The organism is Aureimonas sp. SA4125, from assembly GCF_019973775.1.
Lineage (GTDB): Bacteria > Pseudomonadota > Alphaproteobacteria > Rhizobiales > Rhizobiaceae > Plantimonas.
In genome coordinates this window covers 3,320,059-3,344,228 of record NZ_AP025032.1, presented here as the reverse complement: position 1 = coordinate 3,344,228, position 24,170 = coordinate 3,320,059, and the positions used below count along the sequence as shown (strand labels likewise).

The window sequence follows — 24,170 nt, the reverse complement described above, 5'->3', positions numbered from 1 at the left end:
TTTCGCCTCTCGCGGGCGCCCTGGGGCGCTCTCCGGGCTATCGCCAAGCCTATCGAAAGCCTTAATCTCTTCTTAACGCTGCCGGACCGGCATCGCGGCCGGATCGGGGCTTTCGCCCGGCGGCAAGGGTTGAGAGAGACCGATGAGCGCATCGCATTCCTACACGCTGCGCGGGCAGATCAACCGCCTGGAGACGACGACGCAGGTGACGCTCGCGGTGCTGGCGCTCGGCAGTGGCGTCTTCACCTATCTGGGTGTGCGCCAACTCCTCGACGGCTCGGCGACGACCGTCTTTCTCGGTGCGATCATCTATTCCGCCGCCGTGTCGGTCGCGATCTTCGCCTTCTGGTCCTACCTCATGCGCTTCATGCCGCATGTGCGCCAGGCCGGCAGCCGCGGCATGCTCTATCTTGCCATGCTGATCGGCGCGGCGATGATCATGGCGATGTCGTCGTGGCTGAATGCGTCGGCGCTGGCGGGCTCCGCCGCCCTCGAACAGCACCTGTCGAACACCACCGAAGAGTACCAGCAGAAGTTCAATGCGGCGAACGAGAACGCGCTCGCCGCCCAGAGCCTCCTGCCGGACATCCAGCTTGCCGCGCAGCGCTTCTCAGGCCTTGCCGATCTCGAGCGCCAGAGCGGCGGGCTCACCGGCACGTCGGGTTCGGGCACGGTCGTGCAGCTCCTGTCGCAGATGTCGGCGCAGCTGTCCGGCCTCCAGGGCGAGGTCACCAATTCCCGCACGGCCGTCGATGCGCTTTTTGCCGAGGGCGGCAAGCGCCTCGCCGCCATGCGCGAGCTCGTCTCGTCGGGCGGGCCGATCGACGAGCGGGCCAATGCCTATGCCGAGGAGGCGGTGCAGCTTTCCGGCCTGATCTCGGCCCTGCAGCAGACCTCGGTCGCGCCATCGGTGAAGCGGGCCGCCGAGGATCTCGGCAAGAGCTTCATCGCGCCCGTCGCCGGCGGCGCCAATGTCGACCTGCAGAACCGCCAGAGCGAGGTCGTCGGGCGGGTCGAGACGGCCGTGCAGGCCCAGAGTCTTGCGCTCGCCAGCGCCGCCGACGAGATCCTGGCCCGCCCGCTCGTCGAACCGCTGCGCTTCACGCCGCTTTCGTCGCCCGAAGCCGTCATCCGCTATGCCGGCGATTTTCTGCCGTCCTGGGCTGGAGCGATCGCCATCGACCTCCTGCCCGCCGTGTTGATCTTCATCCTCTGCATCGTCCAGGACGTGATCCGCCGCGAGGAGGGCGACGAGTTGGAACATGGCGAGATGAGCACGGGCGAGCTGATGCGGGCCCTGCGCATCCAGAGAAGCCTGCGCGCGACCGAGGACGGCGAGGTGCTGGTGGCGGAGGACGACGACATCGTTCAGCAGAACCGGCCGATGGGGCCTTTCCCGAAGACCGCGTTGAGGTGAGGGGGCTGCGATGATCGGTGCCGAGTATTCGCCGGGTCGGTTCGACCGGATGTTCCGCTCCATTCCGGAGGGGGCGGTCCTGCGCTGCGTCTTCGTCGCGCTCCTCACCATGGCGGTCGCCGTCGTCGGGCTCGACTATCTGTCGATGTCGAAAGAACGGGCGACGGCCGAGCGGATGAGCCGCACGGAGCCGCTGCGCGTCGCGCCGCCGACGCCCGGGGACCAGATCCGTCCCTATCTGCCGAAAGCCATCCCCGTCGGGCCGGACCGCGGCGAGCCGAAACTGCCCGGCTATGACGGCCCGGTCGACGGCGAGGCGATGGCTGCGCCGATGCGCTTCGTCGCCGCCGGGGACGGGCGGATGACGGCGATCGGCCGCATCGAGGCCGGCACGGCCGGCGAATTCCAGGCGCTGCTCGATACGCCGGGAACGACGGTGCGCGAACTGGTGCTGCATTCGCCCGGCGGCTCCGTCGTCGACGCCATCAAGATGGCGCGGCTCGTGCGCGAGAAGGGGATCGACACAGAGGTTCCGCCGGATGGCTACTGCGCCTCGGCCTGCCCGCTGCTGTTTGCCGGCGGGGTCGAGCGTGTCGCCGGGGCGAGCGCCTGGATCGGGCTGCACCAGGTCTTCGCGGTCGACACGCCGGGCGTGCCGCAGCCGCGCGACCTCGACGTCTCGATCGCCGACATCCAGGCGATCATCGCCGAATGCCAGGAACTGCTCGTCGAGATGGGCGTGAAGCCCGAGGTCTGGATCAAGGCGATGAAGACGCCGCCGGAAGCGCTCTACGTGCTGACGCCGGAAGACCTCAGAACCTATGCCATGGTGACCCCGGAGCCGTTTGGGCCGCCGATGCCCCCGTCGATGCTGCAGAGCCTGTCGACCGTCGCCGCGCGGTCCACGGCGGGCTGATCCAGTCCAGCCGCCTACGGCATTTGCCGACGGCCGTTGCGTGCCGGTCCTTCGGGCATTGCCGACGCGACATCACCCTTCAGGGCGTTCGGTGCCACCCTTGCGCGCCTCTGTTCGGGCGCACACCGATGCCCGTTACCGCGGCAAGATCCGGTCGACCCAGGCGTGGAAACTCGCAAGGCCCTGAGACCGGTAGGGCTCGGTTTCATGCAGTGTCTCGTGGCGTGCGCCGGGAACGATGGTCGTCGTCACGTCGCGGCTGCCGGCAACGCGCAGCAAGGCCGCGAGCGTTTCGAGCGCTGCGCCGTTTGCGGTGGCGGGATCGGCGGTGCCGCCGAGAAGGTGCACGGGCAGCGCCGGCGGCAGTGCCGACGTGTTGACGGCGCGGTTGCCGATCTTCACCAGGGCGACGAGATCCTCGGCCATCGACACGGTCGGCGCCCAGCCGCAGAGCGGATCGGCGATGTAGCGGTCGACCGCGTCGGCGTCGTGGGTCAGCCAGTCCGACGGCGTGCGCCGCGGCTCTATCGCCTGGCTCCAGGCGTCGATAGTGGCCCGCATGAACAGCGCACTCGGCACATCGGAGCCTTTCAGCGCCTTTTCCACCTTGAGCGCGAGAACCGCGACACGCTCCTCCAGTCCGAGGGTCAGGTTGCTGTTCCAGACGGCAAGGCCCGCGAGGTCGCGGCCATGCGCGGCGGCATAGTTGACGGCGACGAGGCCGCCCATGGAATGGCCGAGGACGAGCACCGGGAGGCCGTGATGTTCGATGTCGGCGTGATCCTGAACGGCGAAGGCGTCGGCCACGAGCTTCGGCCCGCCTCGTGAACTGGCAAAGCGCTTCAGCGGCGCGTCCGGTGCGCTGGTCGAGCCATGGCCGCGATGATCGTGGGCGTAGACATGAAACCCCTGCTCGGCCATTTCGCCGGCAAAGCGGGCGTAACGGCCGGCATGCTCGGCCAGGCCGTGCAGGACGAGAAGGGACCCGCGCGGTACCGTGCGCGCCCGCGCATGGTAGACGTTGAGCAGCGCTCCCGTCGGGCTTTCCAGGCTGAAGTTCTCGTCGAACAGGCGAACACCTCGTTGCAGGCAGGACGCGCCCGCGCGAGCGAAGGCGACCAAGGACGCCATACTTCCCACGGATCGCCCTTGGGCGGAAGGCGGCGACAGTCGATGAGACTGCCTGTCCGCAGGGGATCCATCTTGTCGTGCCGCATGCGATGGGCGATGCTGAACGGAGCTGCTGCTTACGGCTTCTGGAAGGAAATCGACATGCGCATGCGGTTCGGTCTCTGCGGCGTCGCCATTCTCTCCGTTTTCATGGCCGCCGCTTTTCATCCCGTCGCGGCGCGGGCACAGCCGGCGATCGACGGGTTCTTCATCGCCAGGAGCGCCTGCGAAGCGACACCGGCGATCCGCAAGCCCGACAATCCGGGCGATGTCCGCCTCGACGTCGGCCGTGCCTATCGCCTGTTCGCGCAGAACAAGGTGCCGGGAACGCATTACTGGATCGGGGTCGACGGGGCGACGCCGGAGCGGCGCTGGGTGAAGATCGACTGCGGCACGCGCGTCGTGACAGTGGACGACGTGCCGGTCGTCGACGAGCCCGCTACGCCGGGCGAGCCGCAATCGGTGGCGGGAGGCAAGGCTTCGACCCGCAATCTCCTGGCGATCAGCTGGCAGCCGGCCTTCTGCGAGGGGCGCTCGAACAAGACCGAGTGCCGCAACCAGACGGCGGACCGCTTCGACGCCACCCATTTCGCCCTGCACGGTCTCTGGCCGCAGCCGCGCGGCAAGGAATACTGCGGCGTCAGCGCGGCCGACAAGGCGACGGACAAGGCATCGGACTGGGACGAGTTGCCGGCCCCTGAGGTCAGTGCCCCCACCCGTGCGGCGCTCGAGAAGGTGATGCCGGGGACGCAGTCCATGCTGGACCGGCACGAATGGATCCGCCACGGCACCTGCTACGGATCGGCGGAAGCCTACTTCGCCGATTCGGTGCGGCTGGTCGAGGCGATTGCCGCCTCGCCGGTCAGCGCACTGTTCGCCGGCCGGATCGGCGAGAGCGTCACGCTCGACGAGGTCCGTGCCGCCTTCGACGACGGTTTTGGCGCCGGCGCCGGGGAGCGTATCCGCATCGCCTGCAGCAAGGACGGCTCCCGCCGCCTCATCGGCGAAATCACCATTGGCCTTGTCGGCGAAATCACGCCCGACGCTGATATCGGCGCGCTGATCCTCGCGGCGCCCCCGACCGACGGCGGCTGTACCGACGGGGTGGTCGATGCGGTCGGACTGCAGTGAGGGCTTCGCTCGCTCTTCCCGCTGCGCGGCGATGAAATTCCGGATGGCCCGCAAAGGAGCGGCAAGAAGTAGCTCTCAGGGAAGGGGGAGGGGCCGGACAATGCCAGCCATAACGGCGCGAGCATCGGTGCGGGCCGTCCGGCTTCGCCGTCACGATCTCGCCGAGGGCGCGCCGACGGACGAGGCGGTGGCAGCGATGGACGGGATAGGAACGGTGCCCTCGACGGCCTGATCGCGGCCGGGGCCATCCCCCGAGATCGGCCTCCCGTCCGAGCCCGCGGGAAATGATCGCCGGCGCGACTTCGAGGGCATAGGGGGGCGCGTCGAGGCAAGCGCCCGGAGGCGAAGAACGGGCCGTCGCCGGTTCACCAGCGTTGCTCCGCGGCGCCCGATGGCTTAGAGACGGCGCAACCTCTTTATCCATCTTACGACGGAGACGCGTCCCTCATGGCACGCCAGTTCATCTATCACATGTCCGGCCTGAAGAAGTCCTACGGCAACAAGAAGGTGCTCGAGGACATCCACCTGTCCTTCTACCCCGATGCCAAGATCGGCATCCTCGGGCCGAACGGTTCGGGCAAGTCGACGCTCCTGAAGATCATGGCCGGGACCGACACCGACTATACCGGTGAGGCCTGGGCGGCCGAGGGTGCCAAGGTCGGCTATCTCCCGCAGGAGCCGCATCTCGACGAGACGAAGACTGTGTTCGAGAACGTCATGCTGGGCGTTGCCGAAAAGCAGGCGATCCTCGACCGCTACAACGAACTGATGATGAACTATTCCGACGAGACCGCCGACGAGGGCGCCCGTCTCCAGGACGAGATCGACGCGCAGAACCTCTGGGATCTCGAGCCGCAGGTCGAGATGGCGATGGAAGCGCTGCGCTGCCCGCCGGGCGACGCCAATGTCGTGGCGCTGTCGGGTGGCGAGAAGCGCCGCGTCGCGCTTTGCCAGCTGCTCCTGTCGAAGCCCGACATCCTCCTCCTCGACGAGCCGACCAACCATCTCGACGCCGAAACCATCAACTGGCTGGAAAAGCACCTGCGCGAATACACCGGCTCCGTGCTGATGGTGACGCATGATCGATACTTCCTCGACAACGTCACCGGCTGGATCCTCGAGCTCGACCGTGGCCGCGGCGTTCCCTACGAGGGCAACTATTCGACCTATCTGGAGAAGAAGCAGAAGCGGATGATCCAGGAAGGACGCGAGGACGACGCGCGCTCCCGGGCGCTCGCCCGCGAGCGCGAGTGGATCCAGCAGGGCGCGAAAGCCCGCCAGACGAAGTCGAAGGCCCGCATCAAGGCCTATTCCGATCTCGTCGAACTGTCGGAGAACCGCAAGCCGGCCGATGGCCGGATCGTCATTCCGGCCGGCGAGCGCCTCGGCAACCGCGTCATCGAACTCGACGGCGTCACCAAGAGCTATGGCGACCGCGTCCTGATCGAGAACCTCTCCTTCAAGCTGCCGGCCGGCGGCATCGTCGGCATCATCGGGCCGAACGGCGCCGGCAAGACGACGCTGTTCCGCATGATCACCGGCCAGGAGCAGCCCGATTCCGGCTCGATCCAGATCGGCGACACGGTCAAGCTCGGCTATGTCGACCAGAGCCGCGACAGCCTCGACGGCAACAAGAACGTCTGGGAGGAAATCTCCGGCGGCAGCGACATCCTGAAGCTCGGCAAGTTCGAGATGAACTCGCGAGCCTATGTCGGCAACTTCAATTTCAAGGGCACCGACCAGCAGCAGAAGGTCGGCACGCTCTCCGGCGGCCAGCGCAACCGGGTGCATCTCGCCAAGATGCTGAAGTCGAGCTCCAACGTCATCCTCCTCGACGAACCGACCAACGATCTCGATACCGAGACGTTGACGGCGCTGGAGGATGCGCTGGAGGAATACGCCGGCTGCGCCGTCGTCATCAGCCATGACCGCATGTTCCTCGATAGGCTCGCGACGCACATCCTCGCCTTCGAGGGCGACAGCCATGTCGAATGGTTCGAGGGCAACTTCGAGGACTACGAGCAGGACAAGATCCGCCGCCTCGGCCCGGACTCGGTCAATCCCAAGCGCCCGACCTACAAGCGGCTGACGCGCTGATCGCTTCACCGGCGGCGCTCCATCGAAGAACAGACGCCGTCGCCCCGTCCGGGGAAAGGCTCCCGAGGGATTTGCCCTCGGGCACCCGGCCGAACTGTCGCTCCATCCCTGCCGGAGAAAGTAATCACTTCGGCTGATAAATTCGGCTCGATGGTGTTAATTCAGCCCCGCGACCTATACCGATTGCGGGACCGAATTCGCACCGACGATGGAATGAGTGTGCAGCAGGCTGAATGAAACCGATCGACTATCAAAGTCTCTTCGCCGCGCTGCCGAGCCCCCACATGGTGCTCGACCGACGATTCGACTATGTCGCGACGAACGCCGCCTACGAGGCGGTCGTCGGGCGCACGAAAGAGGAACTCCTCGGGCACAACCTCTTCGCGCTGTTTCCCAATGAGGGCGACAGCGGCAAGCGGGTCCACGCTTCGCTGTTGCGGGTCTTCTCGAACGGCGAGGCCGATACGATCGCCTACCTCCGCTACGACATACCTCGGCCCGAGCGCGACGGGGGCGGCCTCGAAACCCGCTTCTGGTCGGCGGTCCACATTCCGCTCTTCGACGAAGACGGAAATGTCGCCTACGTCATGCAGAATACCGTCGACGTGACCGAACTGGCGCAGCGTCCGCCGACCGCGGCCTTGCCCTTCCGCACCCTGAGCGGCGAGACCGAACTGCTGCAACGTGCGCGCGAAGCCGAGGACGCGTATCGCTCCAGCATGTCCGACAGCGCCGATTTCAAGCGCCTGTTTCAGCGAGCGCCGGCGATGGTTGCCATATTGGACGGCCCGTTCCACATTTTCAGTTTCGCCAATGACGCCTTTCAACGCTTTGTCGGGGACCGTCCGCTGATCGGGCGCGATGTCCGCACCGCCTTTCCCGATATCGGCGAGCAGGGCTTCTACGAAATGCTGGACGCCGTCTTCGCCGACGGCGTCGCCCACAATGCCGAGGACAAGCGCATCGTGCTGGCAGCGCCGGGCGGCGAGGGGGTCCGCGAGGCTTATTTCGATTTCGCCGCCCATCCGATCCAAAACGTGCAGGGGGCCGTCACCGGTATTCTCGTCCAGGGGACTGACCGGACCGGACATTTCGTCGCGTTGCAGCGCCAGCGGCTTCTGGTCGACGAGCTCAACCACCGGGTCAAGAACACGCTGGCAACGGTGCAGTCGATCGCGCGGCAGAGTTTTCGCGACACCGAGACCGAGGCGGCCCGCCGGGCCTTCGAGGCCCGCATCATGGCCCTGTCGAAAGCTCACAATGTTCTTAGCGAGCGGCACTGGGAAACGGTGAAGTTGTCTGTTCTTTTGGAGCAGGAACTGGCTGCTTTCGAGCCCTCCCGCATCGCCCTGTCGGGACCCGATATCGATCTCAGCCCCAAGGCGGCCATCGCGTTCGCCATGGTGTTCCACGAGTTGGCGACCAATGCGGCAAAGTTCGGCGCACTGTCACTGGTCGCCGGCTCGCTGCAAATTTCCTGGAGCCGGGCCGGCGCCGGCGACAAGCCGTTCCTGGCTTTGCAATGGACCGAAACGGGTGTCGGTTCGCCGCCGCAGCCGTTGCGAAAGGGGATGGGCATGCGAATGTTGAAGCGCATCGTCGAGGGAGAACTGGACGGTCGCCTCGATCTGGACCTCGATCCAAACGGGCTGATCTGTCGCCTCGAGGTGGCCGCGGACGCTGTCGAGAGCGTCGAATCCTCGCATGCTTGAGCCGATGCTTCCCCCCGGACTGAAAGTCTTCCTCGTCGAGGACGAGAGCCTTGTCGCCATGCAACCGGAGGACATGGTGGCGGATCTCGGCTGCGACTGTGTCGGCCTCGCCATGAAGCTCAGCCGTGCCCTCGACATGCTGGACGTCATCGCCGCCATCGACGTCGCGATCCTCGACGTCAATCTCGGCGGCGACAAGGTCTATCCGGTGGCCGAGAGACTGCGGCAGCGCAATGTGCCGATCGTGTTCGCCACCGGCTACGGCCGGGCCGGCGTCGATGCGGCATGGCAGTCCTGCGAGGTCGTCCAGAAGCCGTACACGATGGAACAGATCGCCAGCGCCGTCGGCCTGGCCCGCGAAGGAGCGACCCGGTCCTGACACCGCCGGGGGCGGGATCCGGGCGGCAGGGGCAGGCGCGGTCTCGAAGGGGGACTACGCGAGCCTGGCGCGATTGCCCCGGCCAACGATCGGAGGCGGGTGACGTGGCGGGAGCGGTTCGGCCGTGTCGCCGAGCCAGCCGGTTCATTCGTCGGGCGTGCCGATGATGAACATGACGAGTTCACGGTCCGACATCCGATGGTCGCCGATCCGCGCATGCGGGCATATCGCGCGAATTTCCGCGTGGCGCGGCGGCTCGACGAGCACCACCACTTGCGGGGCGCCGGCCGCCGCCAGGGACGGGGCCATCCGATCCAGAACCGGCTCGCCGACGGACAGGGAGAGAACGATGAGCGAATATTTCCGTTCGCCCAGCCGGTCGGCGGCGATGCTTTGGCCGGGGGCAAGCGTGACGACGGCGCCGGCTTCCTCCAGCGCCGCGGTAAGAGCCATGCCGCGCGGTCGCAGGCGGTCGATCACCAGCGCCTCGCGCTTGGCAAGGAGGCTCGCCCAGGAAAAGGAATCGAAGGTCAACAATCCGGTCGCCATCCCGGCAGGTTGACACTGCTGCCGGGCTCCTGCAACGGCAGGAGACGAATGACGTCTGCGATCGACGATCGCTGCCGCGGCCTCCCGCAGCCTGCCTTTTCCTGCCTCTCTCGAGCCGCCAATCGAACGGAACACCGATGGATCACTTCGTCCAAAGCCTGATGGAAAACTTCGGCGTCTCGGGGATCGCGCTGCTGATGTTCCTGGAGAACATCTTCCCGCCCATTCCCTCGGAAGTCATCATGCCGCTCGCCGGCTATCGCGCCGAGAGCGGCGAGATGTCGATCGTCGCGGTCATCGTCGCCGGATCGATCGGATCGCTTCTCGGCATCGTGCCCTGGTACTATCTCGGCTACGTCTTCGGCGAAAAGCGCGTCTTGTGGCTCGCCGAGCGCTACGGCCGCTGGCTGACGATGACGCCGGAGGACGTCGTCGCCGCCGATCGCTGGTTCTGTCGCTACGGCTATTGGGCCGTCTCGTTCGGGCGCCTGGTTCCGACGGTCAGGACGCTGATCTCGGTTCCGGCCGGTCTGGCGCGCATGCCCTTCTGGCTGTTTCTTGCCGTCTCGGCCGTCGGCACCGTCGTCTGGACGGCAGGCCTGGCGCTCGCCGGCTATTATCTCGGGCGCAATTTCAGTTCGATCGAAGGCTATATCGGTCCGGTCTCGAACGCGGTCATCGTCCTTGCCGTCCTCATCTATCTCTACCGCGTCATCACCTTCCGCCGTCCCCCCGGGGCGCCGCCGGCCAACCTTCGTTCCGACGAGGCGCCACACCGGCATGACTGATCTCTTCCCGTCGCAGCGAAGGCGCCTGCCGGCGCGGCGGATCAAGGGGCGCGTCGCCGGCCTCTACCGGACCCTCGACGAGGGTTTCGCCACCACGGCCGTCGAGACGCTGGACCTCGGCTTCGATGGTATCGAGGGTGACCGCCATGGCGGAGCGACCCGGCTGTCGGGCGGGCGGGAGCCTTGGTATCCGCGCCGTACCGAGATGCGCAACGAGCGGCAATTGTCGCTTCTGGCACCGGACGAGTTGCAGAGCGTGGCGGACACCCTCGGCATTCCCGAAATCCGGCCGGAATGGATCGGTGGCAATCTCCTCGTGGAGGGCCTTGCCGACCTCTCCTGGTTGCCGCCGCGAACCCTTCTCTTCTTCAAAGGGGGCGTGACGCTCAAGGTCGACGGCGACAATCTGCCTTGCCGCTCGGCCGGATGGAGCATCGCCCAGCACGTTGTAGGGCGCGATGACATCGAGCTCGGCTTCGTCAAGGCGGCACGCCATCGACGGGGGCTCGTTGCCTGGGTCGAAAAGCCCGGCCGGATCGCAGCCGGCGAAGCCTTCGAGGCGCGCTTGCCGGAGCAGTGGCTGTACTGACGCGGGCGTTGCCGGGTGTTCGCCGCGACGACGCGGCCAGGAGCGGGGGCGTCGGCCAGACCGGTCCTAAGTGGCGAGCAGGGGCAGCGCCGCAAGGGCTGCCGCGGCGACTGCCGCAAGGGTGATCCCCCCCAGACGGAGGGCGAAGCCGCGAGATCCCAGGGCGAAAGAATAGACGGATCGTGCGGCAGCGTTGACGCCGAGCGACAGCAGAACCGCTTTGGCGCCGTCGTCTAAAGTCAGCGTACCGCCGACGAGCCGGGCCGTCGTCAGGACGGCGACGTCGATATCGGCCAGACCGAAGACCGCGGCGGTAGCGAAGATGCTGCCGGATCCAAACTGCGACGTCATCCACCCGCCAAGGAAGGCGACGACGGCGAGGAAGGCAGCAAACAGCAGGAGCGGCAGAAGATCGAAGGGATTGCCGGGATCCGAAACGCCGGAGCCCGTGTGCTCTTTCGAGCGGGACAGAAGGTAGGCGCCGCTGCCGCCGAAAATGGTTGCCCCGACCAGTACCGGCACAGCCAGCTGAGCGAAGAGGGAGGGCGCAACGACCGTCGCCAGTGTCAGCCCGCGCAGAGCCGATACCATTCCAGCGAGTGCTGCGCCTCCGGCGAGCGGGCCGGAACGCGCGTCAGCTGTCGCTCGCCTCGCCAGCGCAACGGTGATCGCCGTGGACGAAATGAGCCCGCCCGCCAGACTGCTGATGGCAAGGCCCCTGGCGGGTCCCGCGAGCCGAATGGCGATGTAGCCGGCATAGGAAAGCGCTCCCGTCAGCACGGTGAAGACCCAGATCTCGCGCGGATTGACCGAACCGAAAGGGTCCAGGGTGCGATCGGGAAGCAAGGGCAGGATGATGACCGACATCGTCAGAAGGAGGAGGGCCGAGCGCAGTTCCCGCCAAGTCAGCCGGGAAAGCAGCCCATGTAGTCGTTCCCGGCTGGCCAGGAGACCTGCCATGCCGACGCCGGCGGCGGCTGCGGCTGTGACGCTGCCTGTCACGCAGAGCGCGCCGAGACAGAAGACCGTCACCCCGGCCACGGCCCCTGTCACGCTGAACGTTCCCTCCTCGCGGGCCTCGGCGAAGCTGAAGCCGGCAAAAATGCCGGCGTAGACGACAAGTCCGGCTGCCAGTACCAGAGGGCTCGACAGCGACTGGCTCAATGCCGCCACGACAGCGCCGAGGAGGCTTGCGAGGGCATAGGTCCTGATGCCGGCGGTTCTCGAGCCCGCAGCGGCGTCCCTCTCGCGCCAGCCGCGCTCAATGCCGACGATCAGGCCGATGGCGGCGGCCGTCCCGAAACGAAGGATGAGTTCCTGATCCGGAATCACGGATTGTCCCCGGCAAGGCTCATGCCCCGGTGATCTCGGCGCGGCAGTCGGCGGAGACGCAGGCCGGGCCGTTCCCGATCGATGCGGACGAGCCGGCCTTGCCGCCTGTGGCTTTCCGCCCCATCATCGTCGCCGTCATCCGCCATCATCCCCGGGGTGAACACCGTCACGGCGGCGGCGGCGCGAGCGCGTCGTCGTTTGCCGCAGCGCGAATTGACGTGATCGCATCGCCGCGTGAACTGGCGGACCATCGCACTGTATCGGGATCCGGCGATTGATCGAGATCAAGTGTCCGGGCAGCCCATCGCGGTAGGGATAAGGGGCAGGCAGCGGGGAAATGCGGATGGATTATCGACGGCTTTTCCTGATCGGGCTCCTGTGCCTGATGGCGAACGAGGCCAGCGCCTCGGACGCCGCGCTGCTCGCCCGCGGACGGCACCTGGTGGAGGCCAATTGCGCGGCCTGCCATTCCATCGAGACGCAAGGCGCCAGTTCGCATCCCGAAGCCCCGCCATTCCGCAGCCTGTCGGATCGCTATCCCGTCTCCGACCTGCAGGAAGCCCTGGTGGAGGGGATCATGACGGGCCATCCGGACATGCCGCAGTTCATCGCGACATCCGAGCAGGCGTCGGCCATTATCGCCTATATCGAGAGCCTGGATCGTTGAGCCTAGAGATCTGACGGCAAGGCAACTGACCCGGCGGCCGCGTCGTCTCGATCAGGCTCGAGAGGCCTGCGATGGCGGCATGCTGGGTGACGCCGAGCGGTGATTTCCGGGGAAGAACGCCAGAGGTTAGGATCTGGCCGGCCCGGCCGGCTGGTCGTCGCGCCCGGCCGGCGGTGCGAAGACCTGAAGCGCTTCCTTGTGGATACGGAAATGCGCCGGGGTCACTGTCGACAGATCACCATCGGTGTTGACGTCGTGCTCTCGTCGGGTCGTCAGCGACAGGTTGGTGGACCTGAACGTGCGGACCTTCTTCCAACGACCCTGCGTGCCCTGTCGCAGAGCCGGGACAAGCGCCAGCAGTTCCCACCAGTGCTCGACCTCGAGGCTGTAGATGTCGAGCATGCCATCGTCGGGTTCGGCATCGGCCGAAACCGCCATGCCGCCGCCGTAGAAGCGACCGTTGCCGACGGCAATCTGAACCGTTCTCACACGCTCCACGATGCCGTCATGATCGATGTCGACCGAGAAGGGACGGCTCTGGCGCAGGAGGTTGAAAGCGGCAATGGCGTAGCCGAGCTTGCCCCAGCGCTTTTTTGCCTCCGAGGTCAGATGCTTGGCGAGCTTTGCCGAAAAGCCGATGCTGGCCACGTTGAAGAAGAGCCGGCCGTTCACGTCGCCGAGATCGAGGGTGCGCCGATGGCCGGCGATGATGATCTTCGCCCCCTCGTCCGCCACCGGTGGGATGCCGAGCGTCCGCGCGAGGTCGTTCGCCGTGCCGAGCGGCAGGATGCCGAGCGGCAGCTGCGCCTCCACCAGTGCCGAGGCGGCCGCATTCAACGTGCCGTCCCCGCCGCCCAGGATGACGAGGTCGACCGCCGCCGCATGCTCGGCGATGATCTCGGAAAAAGGCCGGTCGCCGGCATCCGGCTCGATGAGCTCGACGCCCCCCCGACGGAGGATGTCGAGCGTCGTCGAGATCGGCGATCCGCCGCTTCTGGCCTTGGTGTTGAGGAGCAGGAGCGCCCGTCTGGAGGTTTCCCGGCCGCGCTCGCTCATTCAGCCATCCTGTCCTGCCGCCACCGCTGCAGCGGCTCCCAAGGCGGAGGTATGCGCTGGAGCTGGAAACACAAGGCGCGGCGGCGCATCATTTCACAGCCGGCGAAGGACGCGCGCTTGTTTAACGCTTCGCTCTGGCCGGGATGTCTCAATGCGTGTCGTCGGCGGATTCTTCGGCAGGGCCTTCTTCGTCGGTCGCGTCGGGGTCGAGAAGGCGGGTGGCGCCCCAGCGGTCGAGCACCGCGTTGATGGCGTCAAGGACGAAGAAGCGGGCGGCGTCACGGCCATAGCCTTCCCCCAACAGGACGTCGTAATCGGTATGGACGTGCCGGATGTGGGCAACGGCCGCGAGCCACAGCGCCGTGCTCGGGGGGAGACTGCGCATGTGGCGCGCCCGCGCCGCCTCGCGGATCGCCTCCGCGTCGAGATAGGGCGCTCCGGGGATGGTCAGCGTCAGCGCGCGGGCAATCGCCTTCTGCCGATCGGTCGCCATTAAGCGTCTTCGCCTCCCGGAGAACCGCCGAAGAAGGGCCCGGCGGGCGGAATGTCGGCGGTCTCGAAGAACGGCTTGAGGTCGACGACGGCAGTGGCGTCGAGGACGTCGATGCCGTCGATGTCGATCCGGCCTTCCGCCGAATCGATCGCGAGGATGCGCACGAGGTGAAGTCCGATCGGGTTCGGCCGGACCGGCGAGCGCAGCGCAAAGGTCCCGCGTGGCTGGCTGGCATGGCGCGGCATCTGGAGTGCGAGGTCGCGGCGCGCCTGGCCGAGCCAGGTCAGGACATGCAGAAACTGGCCGGCGGCAAGCCCCGCGAGCGCTGGGCGGAAAGGCGCCGCGATGAGAATGGCGGCAGGACGGGCGCGCAACCGCGCTTCACGCATGTTCTTCGGGCAATCTTCACGGCGCGACCAGGGCGAAGCAATCTGGCCGATGAAGGCCAATTGCGCGTCGGCGAGGGTCGCCGGATCGATGGCGAGGGTCTGTTCGCCGGGGCGAATCGTGTCGGACTTTTCCATGGCCCGATTAGCCTTGCCGGCAAGCGTGGCGTCAACGCGCCGTGGGCCCTATCACCGCTTGCGGACATTGAAAAAACCACATAAGCATATCTTTATGTCCAGCAATGTTTCCGTCCGCCCGCCGGCCGCAACCCTTTCCTTCGACACCACGATCGTCGCACTCAAGGCGCTGGGCGAACCGACCCGCCTGCGCCTTGTTCGTCTCCTGTCCCGCAACGACCTGACGGTGACGGACATGACGACGATCCTCGGCCAGTCGCAGCCCCGGATCTCTCGCCATCTGAAGCTTCTGGTCGAGTCGCAGATCCTGACCCGATATCAGGAGGGCGCCTGGGCCTATTTTCGACTGACGGAGAGCACCACCATCGCCCGCTTCGTCCGCTCGGTTCTGGCGACGATCGCCACGGGCGAGCCGTCGCTGATGCGCGACGACGAGCGGCTGGAAGCGGTGCGTGTCGCGCGGGCCGAGCGTGCAGCGGGCTATTTCGCCGAAAATGCAGGACACTGGGACAAGATCCGGCTGCTTCATGTACCCGATGCGGATGTCGAAAAGGCTCTGCTGGCGGCCGTCGGCACGGCGCCGCTCGGCAGCTTTCTCGACATCGGCACGGGGACGGGGCGAATGATCGAGCTTTTTGCCAGCCGCGCCAAGCGGGCCGTCGGCGTCGACGCCTCGCGCGAGATGCTTCAGGTCGCCCGCGCCAAGCTCGACGCGGCGGGGCTGTCCAATGCCCAGGTTCGGCAAGGCGACTGTTATCGCCTGCCGGTGCCGCGCGACTCCTTCGATCTGGTGATGCTCCACCAGGTGCTGCATTTTCTCGACGATCCCGCCGCGGCCATCCGCGAGGCCGCCGCGACGCTGCAGCCCGGGGGCCGGCTGGTGGTGGTCGACTTCGCTCCGCACAGGCTGGAGTTCCTGCGCGAGGAGCAGGCGCATCTGCGGCTCGGCTTCGAGCGTGAGACGGTCGCCGGTTACCTCGTCGACGCGGGGCTCGACGTGGTCGACATCGAGGTTCTCGGCCCCGCCGGCAAGGGTATCGACCAACTCACCGTCTCGATCTGGCTTGCCCAGGACCGACGCCCGGTGCGGCGCGTTCGCGCTTCCGCCCGAGCGCCGGCAATGACCGCTCTCGAGGACTGACGGCATACCTGCCGTGAACATGCCGCTGCTTCGACATCGCCCGACTTCTCGGGGGCGCCGGCTCCCGCCGACCCCGACGCCTTCTGGAGAACATCCCATGCCAAATACCGCCTCGCCGACCAGCAAGATCAACGTCTCTTTCGAGTTCTTCCCGCCGAAGTCCGACAAGATGGAGGAGTCGCTCTGGGCGGCGGTGACGCGCCTGGCGCCGCTTTCGCCGAGCTTCGTTTCCGTGACTTACGGCGCCGGCGGTTCGACCCGCGAGCGTACGCACCACACCGTGAAGCGGCTGATCGAGGAGACAGACCTCGCGCCCGCCGCCCACCTTACCTGCGTCGATGCGACGACGGCGGAGGTCGACGAGGTCATCCGGCAGTACCGTGACACGGGTGTCAGGCATTTCGTGGCGCTGCGCGGCGACAGCCAGGCGGGCGTCGGCGGCCGCTACGAGCCGCATCCGGGCGGCTACCGCAACGGTGCGGAACTGGTCGAGGGCCTGAAGCGGATCGACGATTTCGAGATTTCCGTCTCGGCCTATCCTGAAAAGCATCCGGAAAGCCCGGATTTCGCGACCGACATCGACCTCCTGAAGCGCAAGGTCGACAACGGCGCGACGCGGGCGATCACCCAGTTCTTCTTCGATAACGACCTGTTCGAACGTTACGTCGAGCGGGTCCGCCGCGCCGGGATCTATATCCCGATCGTCCCCGGCATCGTGCCGATCCACGACTTCGTCAAGATCGCCCGGTTCTCCGCCGCGACCGGCGCCACCATTCCCGCCTGGCTCGCGCAGCGCTTCGAGGGGCTGGAGGAGGACGCACAGACCCGCAGCCATGTCGCTGCGGCCGTCTGCGCCGAGCAGGTCCTCGACCTCGTGCAGCGTGGGCTGTCCGATTTCCACTTCTATACGATGAACCGGGCAGATCTCGTCTATTCGATCTGCCATATTCTCGGCCTGCGTGGCGGACCCGTCGCGGGGGCATCGGCTCACCCAGCGGTGGCCTCTGCCTGACCCCTGCTCCGGGCCGCCATGACATCCAGAAACGAAAAAAGCCGGAGCGACGTCGCCCCGGCTTTTCAGCATTTTCGTATCGGCTGGCCATATCGGGTGGCCGGCCGAGCCGGTCTGTTCGAGACTAAGGCATGACTCCGAAAATCATGGCTCCGACGAAAACGAAGGCAGCCGAGATCATCAGGAGATTGAGCGAACGCGTCATGTTCATTGGACGTCCTCCACTGGCCACTTGATCGGAAGAGTTAACCCTATCGTGACGATCGTAAAGGCCGAATCGATGCGGCAGCGCACAGGTTTTTCAGACTGAAGCAAAAAGTGTATGCAGCGAAGGCGTTACAGGCGCGGCTGGCCTGCAAAAAATTTCCCAGGCTCCGCGAACGCACAGACCTTTTCAGAAAAATTTTCCACAAAATCTGGATAAATTCGTGAGGCTGGCAGTCAGGCAAGCAGCTCTTCCAGATGGGCGCCGATGGCAAGAGCGTCGCGATCACGTCCGAACCGGGTGACGATCGTCAGGCCCAAAGGCATTCCGGCCGTGGTGACAAGACCCGGAACATTGACGCAAGGGTTTCCTGTCAGCGTCCATAGCCTGTTCATCGCGGGGTCGCCGGTCGTCTCCAGCGAGCGGGGCGCCGCGCCCAGGGCCGAGGGAACGAGCAGGGCATCGACCCCGTCGAACAGTGCGGTCGCGGCCTTTCGTCCATGGCGCGCCACTCGCCGGGCCGCATCATAGGCATCGGGCGTGATCGCTGCCCCGGCATCGAGCGCGGCGCGCAGGCCGGGGCTGAGGGCGTCGGCATGGGCCTCGTGCTCGTGACCCAGCGCCAGCGCGGCCTCGAAATCCTGCAGCATCCTCTGTGCATCGCGCGCCTCGGCGAGCGCGTCTGGTTCAGGCATGTCGACGAGGGCGGCACCGGCCGCTTCCAGGCGCCCCGCCGCCGTTGCCACCGCGCTGCGCATATCGGGCGCCAGCCCTGCGTCGGCGGTCGAGCGGTAGAGCCCGATCCTCAGACTGCCGAGCGGGGTGGCCGGGACGGCGAGGTCCCGTCCGGTCAAGAGCGCGGCGAGGAGCGCAACGTCGGCGACGCCCGCAGCAAAGAGGCCGGCGGTATCCAGCGACCAGGCGAAGGTCTTCATGCCGACCGTCGGCAGCAGGCGAAAGCTCGGCTTGTAGCCGGCAACGCCGCAGAAGGCGGCAGGGCGGATGATCGAGCCGGCGGTCTGCGAGCCGAAGGCGCCCGCGACCATCCCGGCGGCGACGGCGGCGGCCGAGCCGGAGGAGGAGCCGCCGGGCGTATGCGCCAGGTCGCGCGGATTGCGCGTTGCCGCGGGCTGCATGTGCGCGAATTCCGTCGTTGCCGTCTTGCCGGCGATATAGGCACCGCGCCGCCGCGCCATCGTCACCAGCGCCGCGTCGGCTCGGGGACGATGCCCGGCGTAGATCGGCGAGCCATATTCGGTCGCCATGTCCGCCGTGTCGTAGATGTCCTTGACGCCGAGCGGCACGCCCCTCAGCGGTCCGGTGGCGGCCAAGGCCTCGGCGTGGCTCGAAGCGGGGGCCAGGCGCACGAAGGCGCCGATAGTCCCGTCGCCTGCCGCGATCGCCTCGCGGGCGATCGCGATCGAGGCTTCTGGTGTCAGGGCGGCGCTATCGAGGCCGGCGAGGAGGTGGGTCAGACGGATGGGCTTCATGCCGAGATATCTAGCGTGATCGCGCCGTCTTGGCGATATTTGCGGCGATGCGTCCGTCGACGGCGGCAAGACCGGCCAGGATGCAGCCGAAGCCGCCCACTTCCCGCCAGGTCAGGGTCTCGCCCAGAAACAGGATGCCGAGGAGTATCGCCGCGGCCGGCACGAGAAATGTCACCAGCGAAGCGTTGGTCGCGCCGGCCCGGGCCACGATCTCGAAATAGAGGATGTAGGCGAAGGCGGTCGAGACGAGCGCCAGTGCCAGCATGGCGGCGATGCCGGCCGGCGTCATCGCGCCGAGGCCGAGACCGCCGGCGGCCGACGATTCGCCGAGAAGGAGGGCAAGGGGGATCATGACGAGGCTCGAGCCGCAAAGCTGGCCGGTGGCCACCACCGTCGGCGGTACGCCGCGAAAGCGCCGGGCGAAGACGGCCGCCAGCGCATAGGAAAAGGTCGCGCCGAGAACCGCTGATATGGCCGGCAACGGCGCCAGATGGCCGGCACCGAACGCTTCCGGTCCGACAAGGACGGCGACGCCGAGAATGCCGAGGACGATGCCGGCAAGTTTCCGCCCGTCCAGCCGCTCGTCGCTTAGCGCCATGCCGGCAACGAGGATCGTCCAGAGTGGCGTCGTCGCGTTCAGGATCGAGGCAAGCCCGGCACCGATCGCCTTCTGGCCGATCGCGAGCAGCAGGAAAGGGATCGCGTTGTTGAGGAGCCCGAGCAGAAGGAAGGCGCCCGCCCGCTCCCGCAGGGGCGCCAGCTTTATGCGACGCAGCGCAAGAAAGCCGAGCAGCGCAAGGGCCGCAAGCCCGACCCGAAGGGCCACCAGCGACAGAGGGGGGATCTCGCGCAGGACGATCTGCGTGAAGAAGAACGAGCCGCCCCAGAGAAGCCCGAGCAGCAGGAGCAGCGTCCAGAGGCGGCCATTCATCGCCAGTACCGGAAGGTTGGCGGTCGTTGCGGCGCGTGACGGGAGCGGGGGTGTGGTGGCCACGGTCTGACTTTCCTCGGGAGAGCCAGAGGTGTTGCAGATGACGGCCTCGCATGCCACCCGTTTCCGCGCACGGAAAACGGCCGGCGGCGCGACTCGGAAATTTCCGGGAAAACCGGGGGCAGCCAGGGAGATCCGCCATGCAGAAATTCGAGAACGCCAAGGCGGCGGCGCTGTCCATGCGCCCGGACGTCCCGGTTTATTGTTTTCGGCCCGACGTGCTCGTCGAGGACGTCACCGGCTTCATGGCGGCCTTTCCCGGCGACACCGCCTATGCGGTGAAGACCAATGGCGAACCGATGGTGCTGGAGACCCTCGCCAAGGCCGGCGTGAAGATTTTCGACGTCGCCTCGCCCGGAGAGTTCGCGGCCGTGCGCGCCGTCGCACCGGATGCCGAGATGCTCTACATGCACCCGGTCAAGGCGCAGTCCGATATTCGCCTGGCGCTCGAGACCTATGGTATTCGCGTGATGGCGCTCGACCACGAGGACGAGGTCGCCAAGATCCTCCGGATCGTCCATGCGCTGGATCTCGATCCCGCGACGATCACCCTCTTCATCCGCATCCAGACCAAGGGCAGCGCGGCCTACGAGCTGTCGAAGAAGTTCGGCGCCGCGCCCGCGCACGCTGTCGAACTCCTGCAGCGCTGCCACAGGATCGGCTTCAAGGTCGGCATCTGCTTCCATGTGGGGTCGCAGATCCAGGATCCCGAAACCTATGAGCGGGCGCTCGGCTCGGCGCATTGGGTGCGCTCGCGGGCCGGCGTGCCGCTTGCCGGTCTCGATGTCGGCGGCGGGTTTCCCGCCGAATACGGCCATGATCCGAAATCGAAGAAGCCTGATATGCCCGGCATCGGTCAGATCATGTCGCGGCTGCGCGGCGACATCGACGGCTGGGGCTTTTCCGAAACGCCGCTCGTCGCCGAGCCGGGGCGCGTCGTCGTGGCACGCGCCTTTTCGCTGATCGTCCGGGTGCTCCTGCGCAAGGGGCGGCGGCTCTACATCAACGATGGCATCTGGGCCTCGCTGTCGGATTCCTGGACGGGCAAGATCACCTTGCCGGCGCGCTTCATCCCCGACCCGGCCCGCACCCGCCGCAATGGCGACGCCAAGGTGATCGCGCCATTTCGCGTCTGCGGCGCCACCTGCGATTCCGTCGACATCCTGTCACGGCCGTTCTGGCTGCCGGAGACGGTCGATACCGGCGACTGGATCGAGATCGGCCATATCGGCGCCTATTCGATGTCGCTGCGCACGCGCTTCAACGGCTTCTATCCCGACACCTTCGTCGAGGTGACGACGCCCTTCGATGCCGGCGGCAAGCCGGAGGGCTATGCAAGCCTCGAGACGATGGGCGAGTAGGCGCCGCGACCGTCAACCCATCGGCGCCGTAAGCGCGTCTTAAATCGCCATGTCGCTTCTGCTGCCAGCATGGTTGCTGACGAGATGCCGCAATTCCTGGTCCAGGATGCGCAGGTTTGCAGGCTTGCGCACGAGCGGGCAGTGCTGGAAGCGCGGCTCGCGATCGGGAGTCTCGTAGCCGCTGCAGAACAGGAAAGGGATGCCGCGCGTCTGCAGGAGACCGGCGAGGGGATAGACGGGCGTGCCATTGAGGTTGATATCCAGCATGGCGACGTCGGGTTGGATCTCGCCGGAGAGCAGGCGATAGGCTTCGTCGAGCGAACCTGCGGGGCCGATGATGTCCCAGCCCTGAGAGCGCAGTCCCGTCGCCATGCCCATGGCGACAAGCAGTTCATCCTCGACGATCATCAGTTGCGGCAGCTGTTTCGATGGGTCCGCCCCGTTTTCCGGATCGTCCCGCTGCGTCACGGGCTCCTTGCGAAGAAGCTTGAAGACCGCCTTGGGCAGACGGATCCGAACCAGGATGCCCTGTTCGGACCACTCGGTATTGACCTCGCCTTCGAGCTGACGCAGCACGGTCTTGATCAGCGTCGTGCCGAAACCGGTCGACGCCGATCGCTTGACAGCCGGACCGCCCGACTCGGTCCAGCGCATTTCAAGGTCTCCTCCCGGCATCACGTTCCAGGCGACCTCGACCCTGCCCGAAACTCTCGAAAGGGCACCGTATTTCACTGCATTGGTCGCCAGTTCGTGGACGAGAAGGCTGATCGGCTGGACCGCATTGGCGGTGACGACGACGTTGCCGCCGCGAAAGACGATCTGACCCGGCCTGTGATAGGCCTCCGTCTCGTCGGCGACGATCTTCACCAGGTCGCCGCCCTTCCAGCTGTTCTGCGCCAGGAGACTGTGGGCGCGGGCGAGCGCGTCCATGCGTCCGCTGATGGCGGCGATGAACTCCTCCTTGGTGTCTGCAGTGGTCAGGGCGATGATCGCCTGGACGACGGCAAGAGCGTTCTTGGCGCGATGGTCGACCTCGCGGGCGAGGAGGATACGCGCCTCCTCGTTGGCGAGCCGCTCGGTAATGTCGCGCAGGATGACAGTCGAGAGCCGCTCGCCGCTGACATCGATCTGCGAGATCGACGCCTCCACTCGAAACTCTTCGCCGTTCGAGCGCATCCCGCTGATCGCGCCGAGGGCACCCATGCGCCGCCCGGTGACACCGGTGTCTTGGAAGCGACGGATATGCTGGTCATGGCCGTCGCGGAATCTGAGTGGGATAAAGGTCGAGATCGGCAGACCGACCGCCTTGTTGCTCGCAATGCCGAACATCAGTTCCGCTGCCGGATTGAACAGGATGATCTCCAGCCGCTCGTCGACAGTAATGATGGCATCCATTGCACTGGAGACAATCGCCTCAAGCCGCTTTTTAGCCTCAAGCACGTCCCTTGAGCCGAGATCGATCACGCTTCGATTGTCGGTCATGCAAACTCCTGCGCGAAGTTAAAAGTATAAATACGAAGCATTGGCCGTCAAATGGAGGAATTGATAAGATAATTTTAATATTTGTTTTGTTGACTAGGTGCATTGGCGGGCGGTGTGTTTCGTGTCGCCTGCAATGGAGGCATGAAGTCAATCGGTTAACCCTACCAGCGAAGTGGCCGTTCCGGGATGGCTTAGCGTAAGCCGCACGTCAGCAATTGGATGCTAATGCTAGCGACATGAACGACACCTTGCGACGAACGGCGAACACGATCGAACAGGGGGATTCGACCCTCCGCCTGGCCGAGATCATCAGTGCTCTCAGCCACGCCCTGGATATGACGGACGGGCAGCCGGCGGGCCATAGCGTGCGCTGCTGCTGGATCGGCATGCATGTCGGCGAGGCCCTCGGCCTCACCGTTACGGACCTGTCCGATCTCTACTATGCGCTGTTGCTCAAGGATCTGGGCTGTAGCAGCAATGCCGCGCGGATATGCCAGCTCTACGTCTCCAACGACCAGACCTTCAAGCGCAACGTCAAGCTCATCGACGACAGCCTGCCGCAGATCCTGCGCTTTGTCGTGTCAAACACCGCGGTGAAGTCGGGGCTCGCGACACGGTTGAAGACCATTCTCAACCTCGCGATGAACGGCGGCGGCATCGAGCACGAGCTGATCGAGACGCGGTGCCACCGCGGCGCCGACATCGCCCGCCAGATGGGGTTCTCTGCCGCCGTCTCGCAGGCGATCCTTGCTCTCGACGAGCACTGGAACGGCGGCGGCCAGCCACTCGGCCTTGCCGGTGACAGGATCTCGCTGCTGGCACGAATTGCCCTTCTAGCACAGGTCGTCGACGTCTTCCATACCGCTGCTGGGGCGAAGGCGGCCCTGCGCGAAGTTTCCCGGCGGTCGGGAACATGGTTCGACCCCGCGCTCGTCGCCGTGCTGCAATCGTTGGGCGACAGGTCGTCCTTCTGGGAGACCCTCGGCAGTCCCGATATCGAGGCACGTGTCTACGATCTGGAGCCGAGCGGCGAGATGCGGACGGTAGACGATGATCTTCTTGACGACATCGCCGACGGTTTCGCCCAGGTCATCGACGCCAAGAGCCCCTTTACCAGTGGCCACAGCAAGCGCGTGGCGCTGTTCACGGATCTGATCGCCCGCGAGATGGATATGCCCGACGCGCGCCGTCGCTGGCTGGTGCGCGCAGCCCTGCTGCACGATATCGGCAAGCTCGGCGTCTCCAACGAGATCCTCGACAAGCCAGCCAAGCTCGATGACGAGGAGTGGGTGCTGATGAAGGACCATTCGGCGCGTGGCGAAGCAATTCTGTCGCGCATCGCCGTCTTCTCGGGGATGGCCTCGATTGCGGGCAGCCACCACGAGAAGCTCGACGGGAGCGGCTATCCGCGGGGATTGAAAGGCGAGGACATCTCGATCGAGACGCGCATTGTCACTGCGGCCGACATTTTCGATGCCTTGACCGCGGAGCGGCCGTACCGCGCCGCGATCCCTTTATCGACGGCTCTTGGGATCATGGCGCGGGAGATCGGCACATCCATCGATCCCCTCTGCTATCTCGCTCTCGTGCGGGTTACCGAACAGCTCGAGCCCGCGCCCTGCGAGCCTCCCGTCATGCGAACGCCGGCCCTCTCCCTAACCGCCTGAC

23 protein-coding genes are annotated in these 24,170 nt (G+C 66.2%); 14 read left to right on the top strand and 9 right to left on the bottom strand.

Going from position 1 to position 24,170, the window contains the following annotated elements; translation table 11 throughout:
* Positions 1–142: 142 nt before the first annotated feature.
* Positions 143–1,417 carry a hypothetical protein gene (locus Sa4125_RS15835; protein ID WP_223999332.1) on the top strand — a complete coding sequence of 425 codons (1,275 nt, stop codon included), beginning with the start codon at positions 143–145 and terminating at the stop codon, positions 1,415–1,417.
* A gap of 10 nt (positions 1,418–1,427) precedes the next feature.
* Positions 1,428–2,333: a hypothetical protein gene (locus Sa4125_RS15830; RefSeq protein WP_223999331.1), complete on the top strand. Its 906-nt coding sequence runs from the start codon at positions 1,428–1,430 to the stop codon at positions 2,331–2,333.
* Between the two features lie 135 nt (positions 2,334–2,468).
* Here the strand turns inward: Sa4125_RS15830 and Sa4125_RS15825 are convergent, their stop codons facing one another.
* A complete protein-coding gene (locus Sa4125_RS15825) occupies positions 2,469–3,455 on the bottom strand; it encodes an alpha/beta hydrolase (RefSeq protein ID WP_223999328.1) in 987 nt (328 codons plus the stop codon).
* Between the two features lie 150 nt (positions 3,456–3,605).
* Between Sa4125_RS15825 and Sa4125_RS15820 the strand changes: the two genes are divergently transcribed.
* From Sa4125_RS15820 to Sa4125_RS15805, 4 genes are all read left to right on the top strand, one after another.
* Positions 3,606–4,634, top strand: a complete 1,029-nt coding sequence (locus Sa4125_RS15820) for a ribonuclease (protein ID WP_345944284.1) — start codon at positions 3,606–3,608, stop codon at positions 4,632–4,634.
* 447 nt (positions 4,635–5,081) lie between these two features.
* Positions 5,082–6,731 (top strand): energy-dependent translational throttle protein EttA, encoded by a 1,650-nt coding sequence (gene ettA, locus Sa4125_RS15815; protein WP_223999327.1) that lies wholly within the window; start codon positions 5,082–5,084, stop codon positions 6,729–6,731.
* A 233-nt stretch (positions 6,732–6,964) separates the two neighbouring features.
* Complete coding sequence (locus Sa4125_RS15810; RefSeq protein ID WP_223999326.1) at positions 6,965–8,443, top strand: HWE histidine kinase domain-containing protein; 1,479 nt, start codon at positions 6,965–6,967, stop codon at positions 8,441–8,443.
* Positions 8,436–8,822 (top strand): response regulator, encoded by a 387-nt coding sequence (locus Sa4125_RS15805; RefSeq protein ID WP_223999325.1) that lies wholly within the window; start codon positions 8,436–8,438, stop codon positions 8,820–8,822. Before Sa4125_RS15810 ends, Sa4125_RS15805 begins: the two co-directional genes overlap by 8 nt.
* A 144-nt stretch (positions 8,823–8,966) precedes the next feature.
* Here the strand turns inward: Sa4125_RS15805 and Sa4125_RS15800 are convergent, their stop codons facing one another.
* On the bottom strand, positions 8,967–9,356 hold the full coding sequence (locus tag Sa4125_RS15800; protein ID WP_223999323.1) for a hypothetical protein: 390 nt from the start codon (positions 9,354–9,356) through the stop codon (positions 8,967–8,969).
* 152 nt (positions 9,357–9,508) lie between these two features.
* Here Sa4125_RS15800 and Sa4125_RS15795 point away from each other — a divergent pair, with 152 nt between their 5' ends.
* Positions 9,509–10,159, top strand: a complete 651-nt coding sequence (locus Sa4125_RS15795; protein ID WP_223999314.1) for a DedA family protein — start codon at positions 9,509–9,511, stop codon at positions 10,157–10,159.
* Positions 10,152–10,748: a molybdenum cofactor sulfurase gene (locus tag Sa4125_RS15790; protein WP_223999312.1), complete on the top strand. Its 597-nt coding sequence runs from the start codon at positions 10,152–10,154 to the stop codon at positions 10,746–10,748. Before Sa4125_RS15795 ends, Sa4125_RS15790 begins: the two co-directional genes overlap by 8 nt.
* A 66-nt stretch (positions 10,749–10,814) precedes the next feature.
* Here Sa4125_RS15790 and Sa4125_RS15785 read toward each other — a convergent pair whose 3' ends face one another.
* Complete coding sequence (locus Sa4125_RS15785; protein WP_223999310.1) at positions 10,815–12,080, bottom strand: DUF4010 domain-containing protein; 1,266 nt, start codon at positions 12,078–12,080, stop codon at positions 10,815–10,817.
* A gap of 29 nt (positions 12,081–12,109) precedes the next feature.
* Here Sa4125_RS15785 and Sa4125_RS15780 point away from each other — a divergent pair, with 29 nt between their 5' ends.
* Together Sa4125_RS15780 and Sa4125_RS15775 are read left to right on the top strand one after the other, a co-directional pair.
* The gene (locus Sa4125_RS15780) at positions 12,110–12,358 is read left to right on the top strand and encodes a hypothetical protein (protein ID WP_223999307.1); all 249 of its coding nucleotides are present in this window, start codon (positions 12,110–12,112) and stop codon (positions 12,356–12,358) included.
* A 65-nt stretch (positions 12,359–12,423) separates the two neighbouring features.
* Positions 12,424–12,747: a cytochrome c gene (locus Sa4125_RS15775; RefSeq protein WP_223999305.1), complete on the top strand. Its 324-nt coding sequence runs from the start codon at positions 12,424–12,426 to the stop codon at positions 12,745–12,747.
* A gap of 126 nt (positions 12,748–12,873) precedes the next feature.
* Here the strand turns inward: Sa4125_RS15775 and Sa4125_RS15770 are convergent, their stop codons facing one another.
* The 3 genes from Sa4125_RS15770 to Sa4125_RS15760 form a co-directional block, all read right to left on the bottom strand.
* Positions 12,874–13,803, bottom strand: coding sequence for a lipid kinase (locus Sa4125_RS15770; RefSeq protein WP_223999303.1), 930 nt, complete (start codon positions 13,801–13,803; stop codon positions 12,874–12,876).
* Positions 13,804–13,951: 148 nt separating this feature from the next.
* Positions 13,952–14,296 carry a DUF2293 domain-containing protein gene (locus tag Sa4125_RS15765; protein WP_223999301.1) on the bottom strand — a complete coding sequence of 115 codons (345 nt, stop codon included), beginning with the start codon at positions 14,294–14,296 and terminating at the stop codon, positions 13,952–13,954.
* On the bottom strand, positions 14,296–14,820 hold the full coding sequence (locus Sa4125_RS15760) for an SAM-dependent methyltransferase (RefSeq protein ID WP_223999299.1): 525 nt from the start codon (positions 14,818–14,820) through the stop codon (positions 14,296–14,298). Before Sa4125_RS15760 ends, Sa4125_RS15765 begins: the two co-directional genes overlap by 1 nt.
* Positions 14,821–14,914: 94 nt before the next feature.
* Between Sa4125_RS15760 and Sa4125_RS15755 the strand changes: the two genes are divergently transcribed.
* The gene (locus Sa4125_RS15755; RefSeq protein WP_223999298.1) at positions 14,915–15,961 is read left to right on the top strand and encodes a metalloregulator ArsR/SmtB family transcription factor; all 1,047 of its coding nucleotides are present in this window, start codon (positions 14,915–14,917) and stop codon (positions 15,959–15,961) included.
* 97 nt (positions 15,962–16,058) lie between these two features.
* Positions 16,059–16,973: a methylenetetrahydrofolate reductase [NAD(P)H] gene (gene metF, locus Sa4125_RS15750; protein WP_223999297.1), complete on the top strand. Its 915-nt coding sequence runs from the start codon at positions 16,059–16,061 to the stop codon at positions 16,971–16,973.
* A 441-nt stretch (positions 16,974–17,414) separates the two neighbouring features.
* Here metF and Sa4125_RS15745 read toward each other — a convergent pair whose 3' ends face one another.
* Both Sa4125_RS15745 and Sa4125_RS15740 read right to left on the bottom strand, forming a co-directional pair.
* Positions 17,415–18,668 carry an amidase gene (locus Sa4125_RS15745; RefSeq protein ID WP_223999296.1) on the bottom strand — a complete coding sequence of 418 codons (1,254 nt, stop codon included), beginning with the start codon at positions 18,666–18,668 and terminating at the stop codon, positions 17,415–17,417.
* Positions 18,669–18,678: 10 nt separating this feature from the next.
* Positions 18,679–19,662, bottom strand: a complete 984-nt coding sequence (locus Sa4125_RS15740; RefSeq protein WP_345944283.1) for a DMT family transporter — start codon at positions 19,660–19,662, stop codon at positions 18,679–18,681.
* A 137-nt stretch (positions 19,663–19,799) separates the two neighbouring features.
* Here Sa4125_RS15740 and Sa4125_RS15735 point away from each other — a divergent pair, with 137 nt between their 5' ends.
* Positions 19,800–21,020, top strand: a complete 1,221-nt coding sequence (locus Sa4125_RS15735) for an ornithine decarboxylase (protein ID WP_223999295.1) — start codon at positions 19,800–19,802, stop codon at positions 21,018–21,020.
* 39 nt (positions 21,021–21,059) lie between these two features.
* Here the strand turns inward: Sa4125_RS15735 and Sa4125_RS15730 are convergent, their stop codons facing one another.
* Positions 21,060–22,502 (bottom strand): HWE histidine kinase domain-containing protein, encoded by a 1,443-nt coding sequence (locus tag Sa4125_RS15730; RefSeq protein ID WP_223999294.1) that lies wholly within the window; start codon positions 22,500–22,502, stop codon positions 21,060–21,062.
* Between the two features lie 236 nt (positions 22,503–22,738).
* Here Sa4125_RS15730 and Sa4125_RS15725 point away from each other — a divergent pair, with 236 nt between their 5' ends.
* On the top strand, positions 22,739–24,169 hold the full coding sequence (locus tag Sa4125_RS15725) for an HD-GYP domain-containing protein (RefSeq protein WP_223999293.1): 1,431 nt from the start codon (positions 22,739–22,741) through the stop codon (positions 24,167–24,169).
* Position 24,170: the final 1 nt, after the last annotated feature.

What these genes read in the sequence shown, in the direction of transcription:
- Sa4125_RS15835 (WP_223999332.1), top strand. Translation starts at nt 143, where the DNA reads ATGAGCGCATCGCATTCCTACACGCTGCGCGGGCAGATCAACCGCCTG.
- Sa4125_RS15830 (WP_223999331.1), top strand. Translation starts at nt 1,428, where the DNA reads ATGATCGGTGCCGAGTATTCGCCGGGTCGGTTCGACCGGATGTTCCGC.
- Sa4125_RS15820 (WP_345944284.1), top strand. Translation starts at nt 3,606, where the DNA reads ATGCGCATGCGGTTCGGTCTCTGCGGCGTCGCCATTCTCTCCGTTTTC.
- ettA (WP_223999327.1), top strand. Translation starts at nt 5,082, where the DNA reads ATGGCACGCCAGTTCATCTATCACATGTCCGGCCTGAAGAAGTCCTAC.
- Sa4125_RS15810 (WP_223999326.1), top strand. Translation starts at nt 6,965, where the DNA reads ATGAAACCGATCGACTATCAAAGTCTCTTCGCCGCGCTGCCGAGCCCC.
- Sa4125_RS15805 (WP_223999325.1), top strand. Translation starts at nt 8,436, where the DNA reads ATGCTTGAGCCGATGCTTCCCCCCGGACTGAAAGTCTTCCTCGTCGAG.
- Sa4125_RS15795 (WP_223999314.1), top strand. Translation starts at nt 9,509, where the DNA reads ATGGATCACTTCGTCCAAAGCCTGATGGAAAACTTCGGCGTCTCGGGG.
- Sa4125_RS15790 (WP_223999312.1), top strand. Translation starts at nt 10,152, where the DNA reads ATGACTGATCTCTTCCCGTCGCAGCGAAGGCGCCTGCCGGCGCGGCGG.
- Sa4125_RS15775 (WP_223999305.1), top strand. Translation starts at nt 12,424, where the DNA reads ATGGATTATCGACGGCTTTTCCTGATCGGGCTCCTGTGCCTGATGGCG.
- Sa4125_RS15770 (WP_223999303.1), bottom strand. Translation starts at nt 13,803, where the DNA reads ATGAGCGAGCGCGGCCGGGAAACCTCCAGACGGGCGCTCCTGCTCCTC.
- Sa4125_RS15765 (WP_223999301.1), bottom strand. Translation starts at nt 14,296, where the DNA reads ATGGCGACCGATCGGCAGAAGGCGATTGCCCGCGCGCTGACGCTGACC.
- Sa4125_RS15760 (WP_223999299.1), bottom strand. Translation starts at nt 14,820, where the DNA reads ATGGAAAAGTCCGACACGATTCGCCCCGGCGAACAGACCCTCGCCATC.
- Sa4125_RS15755 (WP_223999298.1), top strand. Translation starts at nt 14,915, where the DNA reads ATGTCCAGCAATGTTTCCGTCCGCCCGCCGGCCGCAACCCTTTCCTTC.
- metF (WP_223999297.1), top strand. Translation starts at nt 16,059, where the DNA reads ATGCCAAATACCGCCTCGCCGACCAGCAAGATCAACGTCTCTTTCGAG.
- Sa4125_RS15745 (WP_223999296.1), bottom strand. Translation starts at nt 18,668, where the DNA reads ATGAAGCCCATCCGTCTGACCCACCTCCTCGCCGGCCTCGATAGCGCC.
- Sa4125_RS15735 (WP_223999295.1), top strand. Translation starts at nt 19,800, where the DNA reads ATGCAGAAATTCGAGAACGCCAAGGCGGCGGCGCTGTCCATGCGCCCG.
- Sa4125_RS15730 (WP_223999294.1), bottom strand. Translation starts at nt 22,502, where the DNA reads ATGACCGACAATCGAAGCGTGATCGATCTCGGCTCAAGGGACGTGCTT.
- Sa4125_RS15725 (WP_223999293.1), top strand. Translation starts at nt 22,739, where the DNA reads ATGAACGACACCTTGCGACGAACGGCGAACACGATCGAACAGGGGGAT.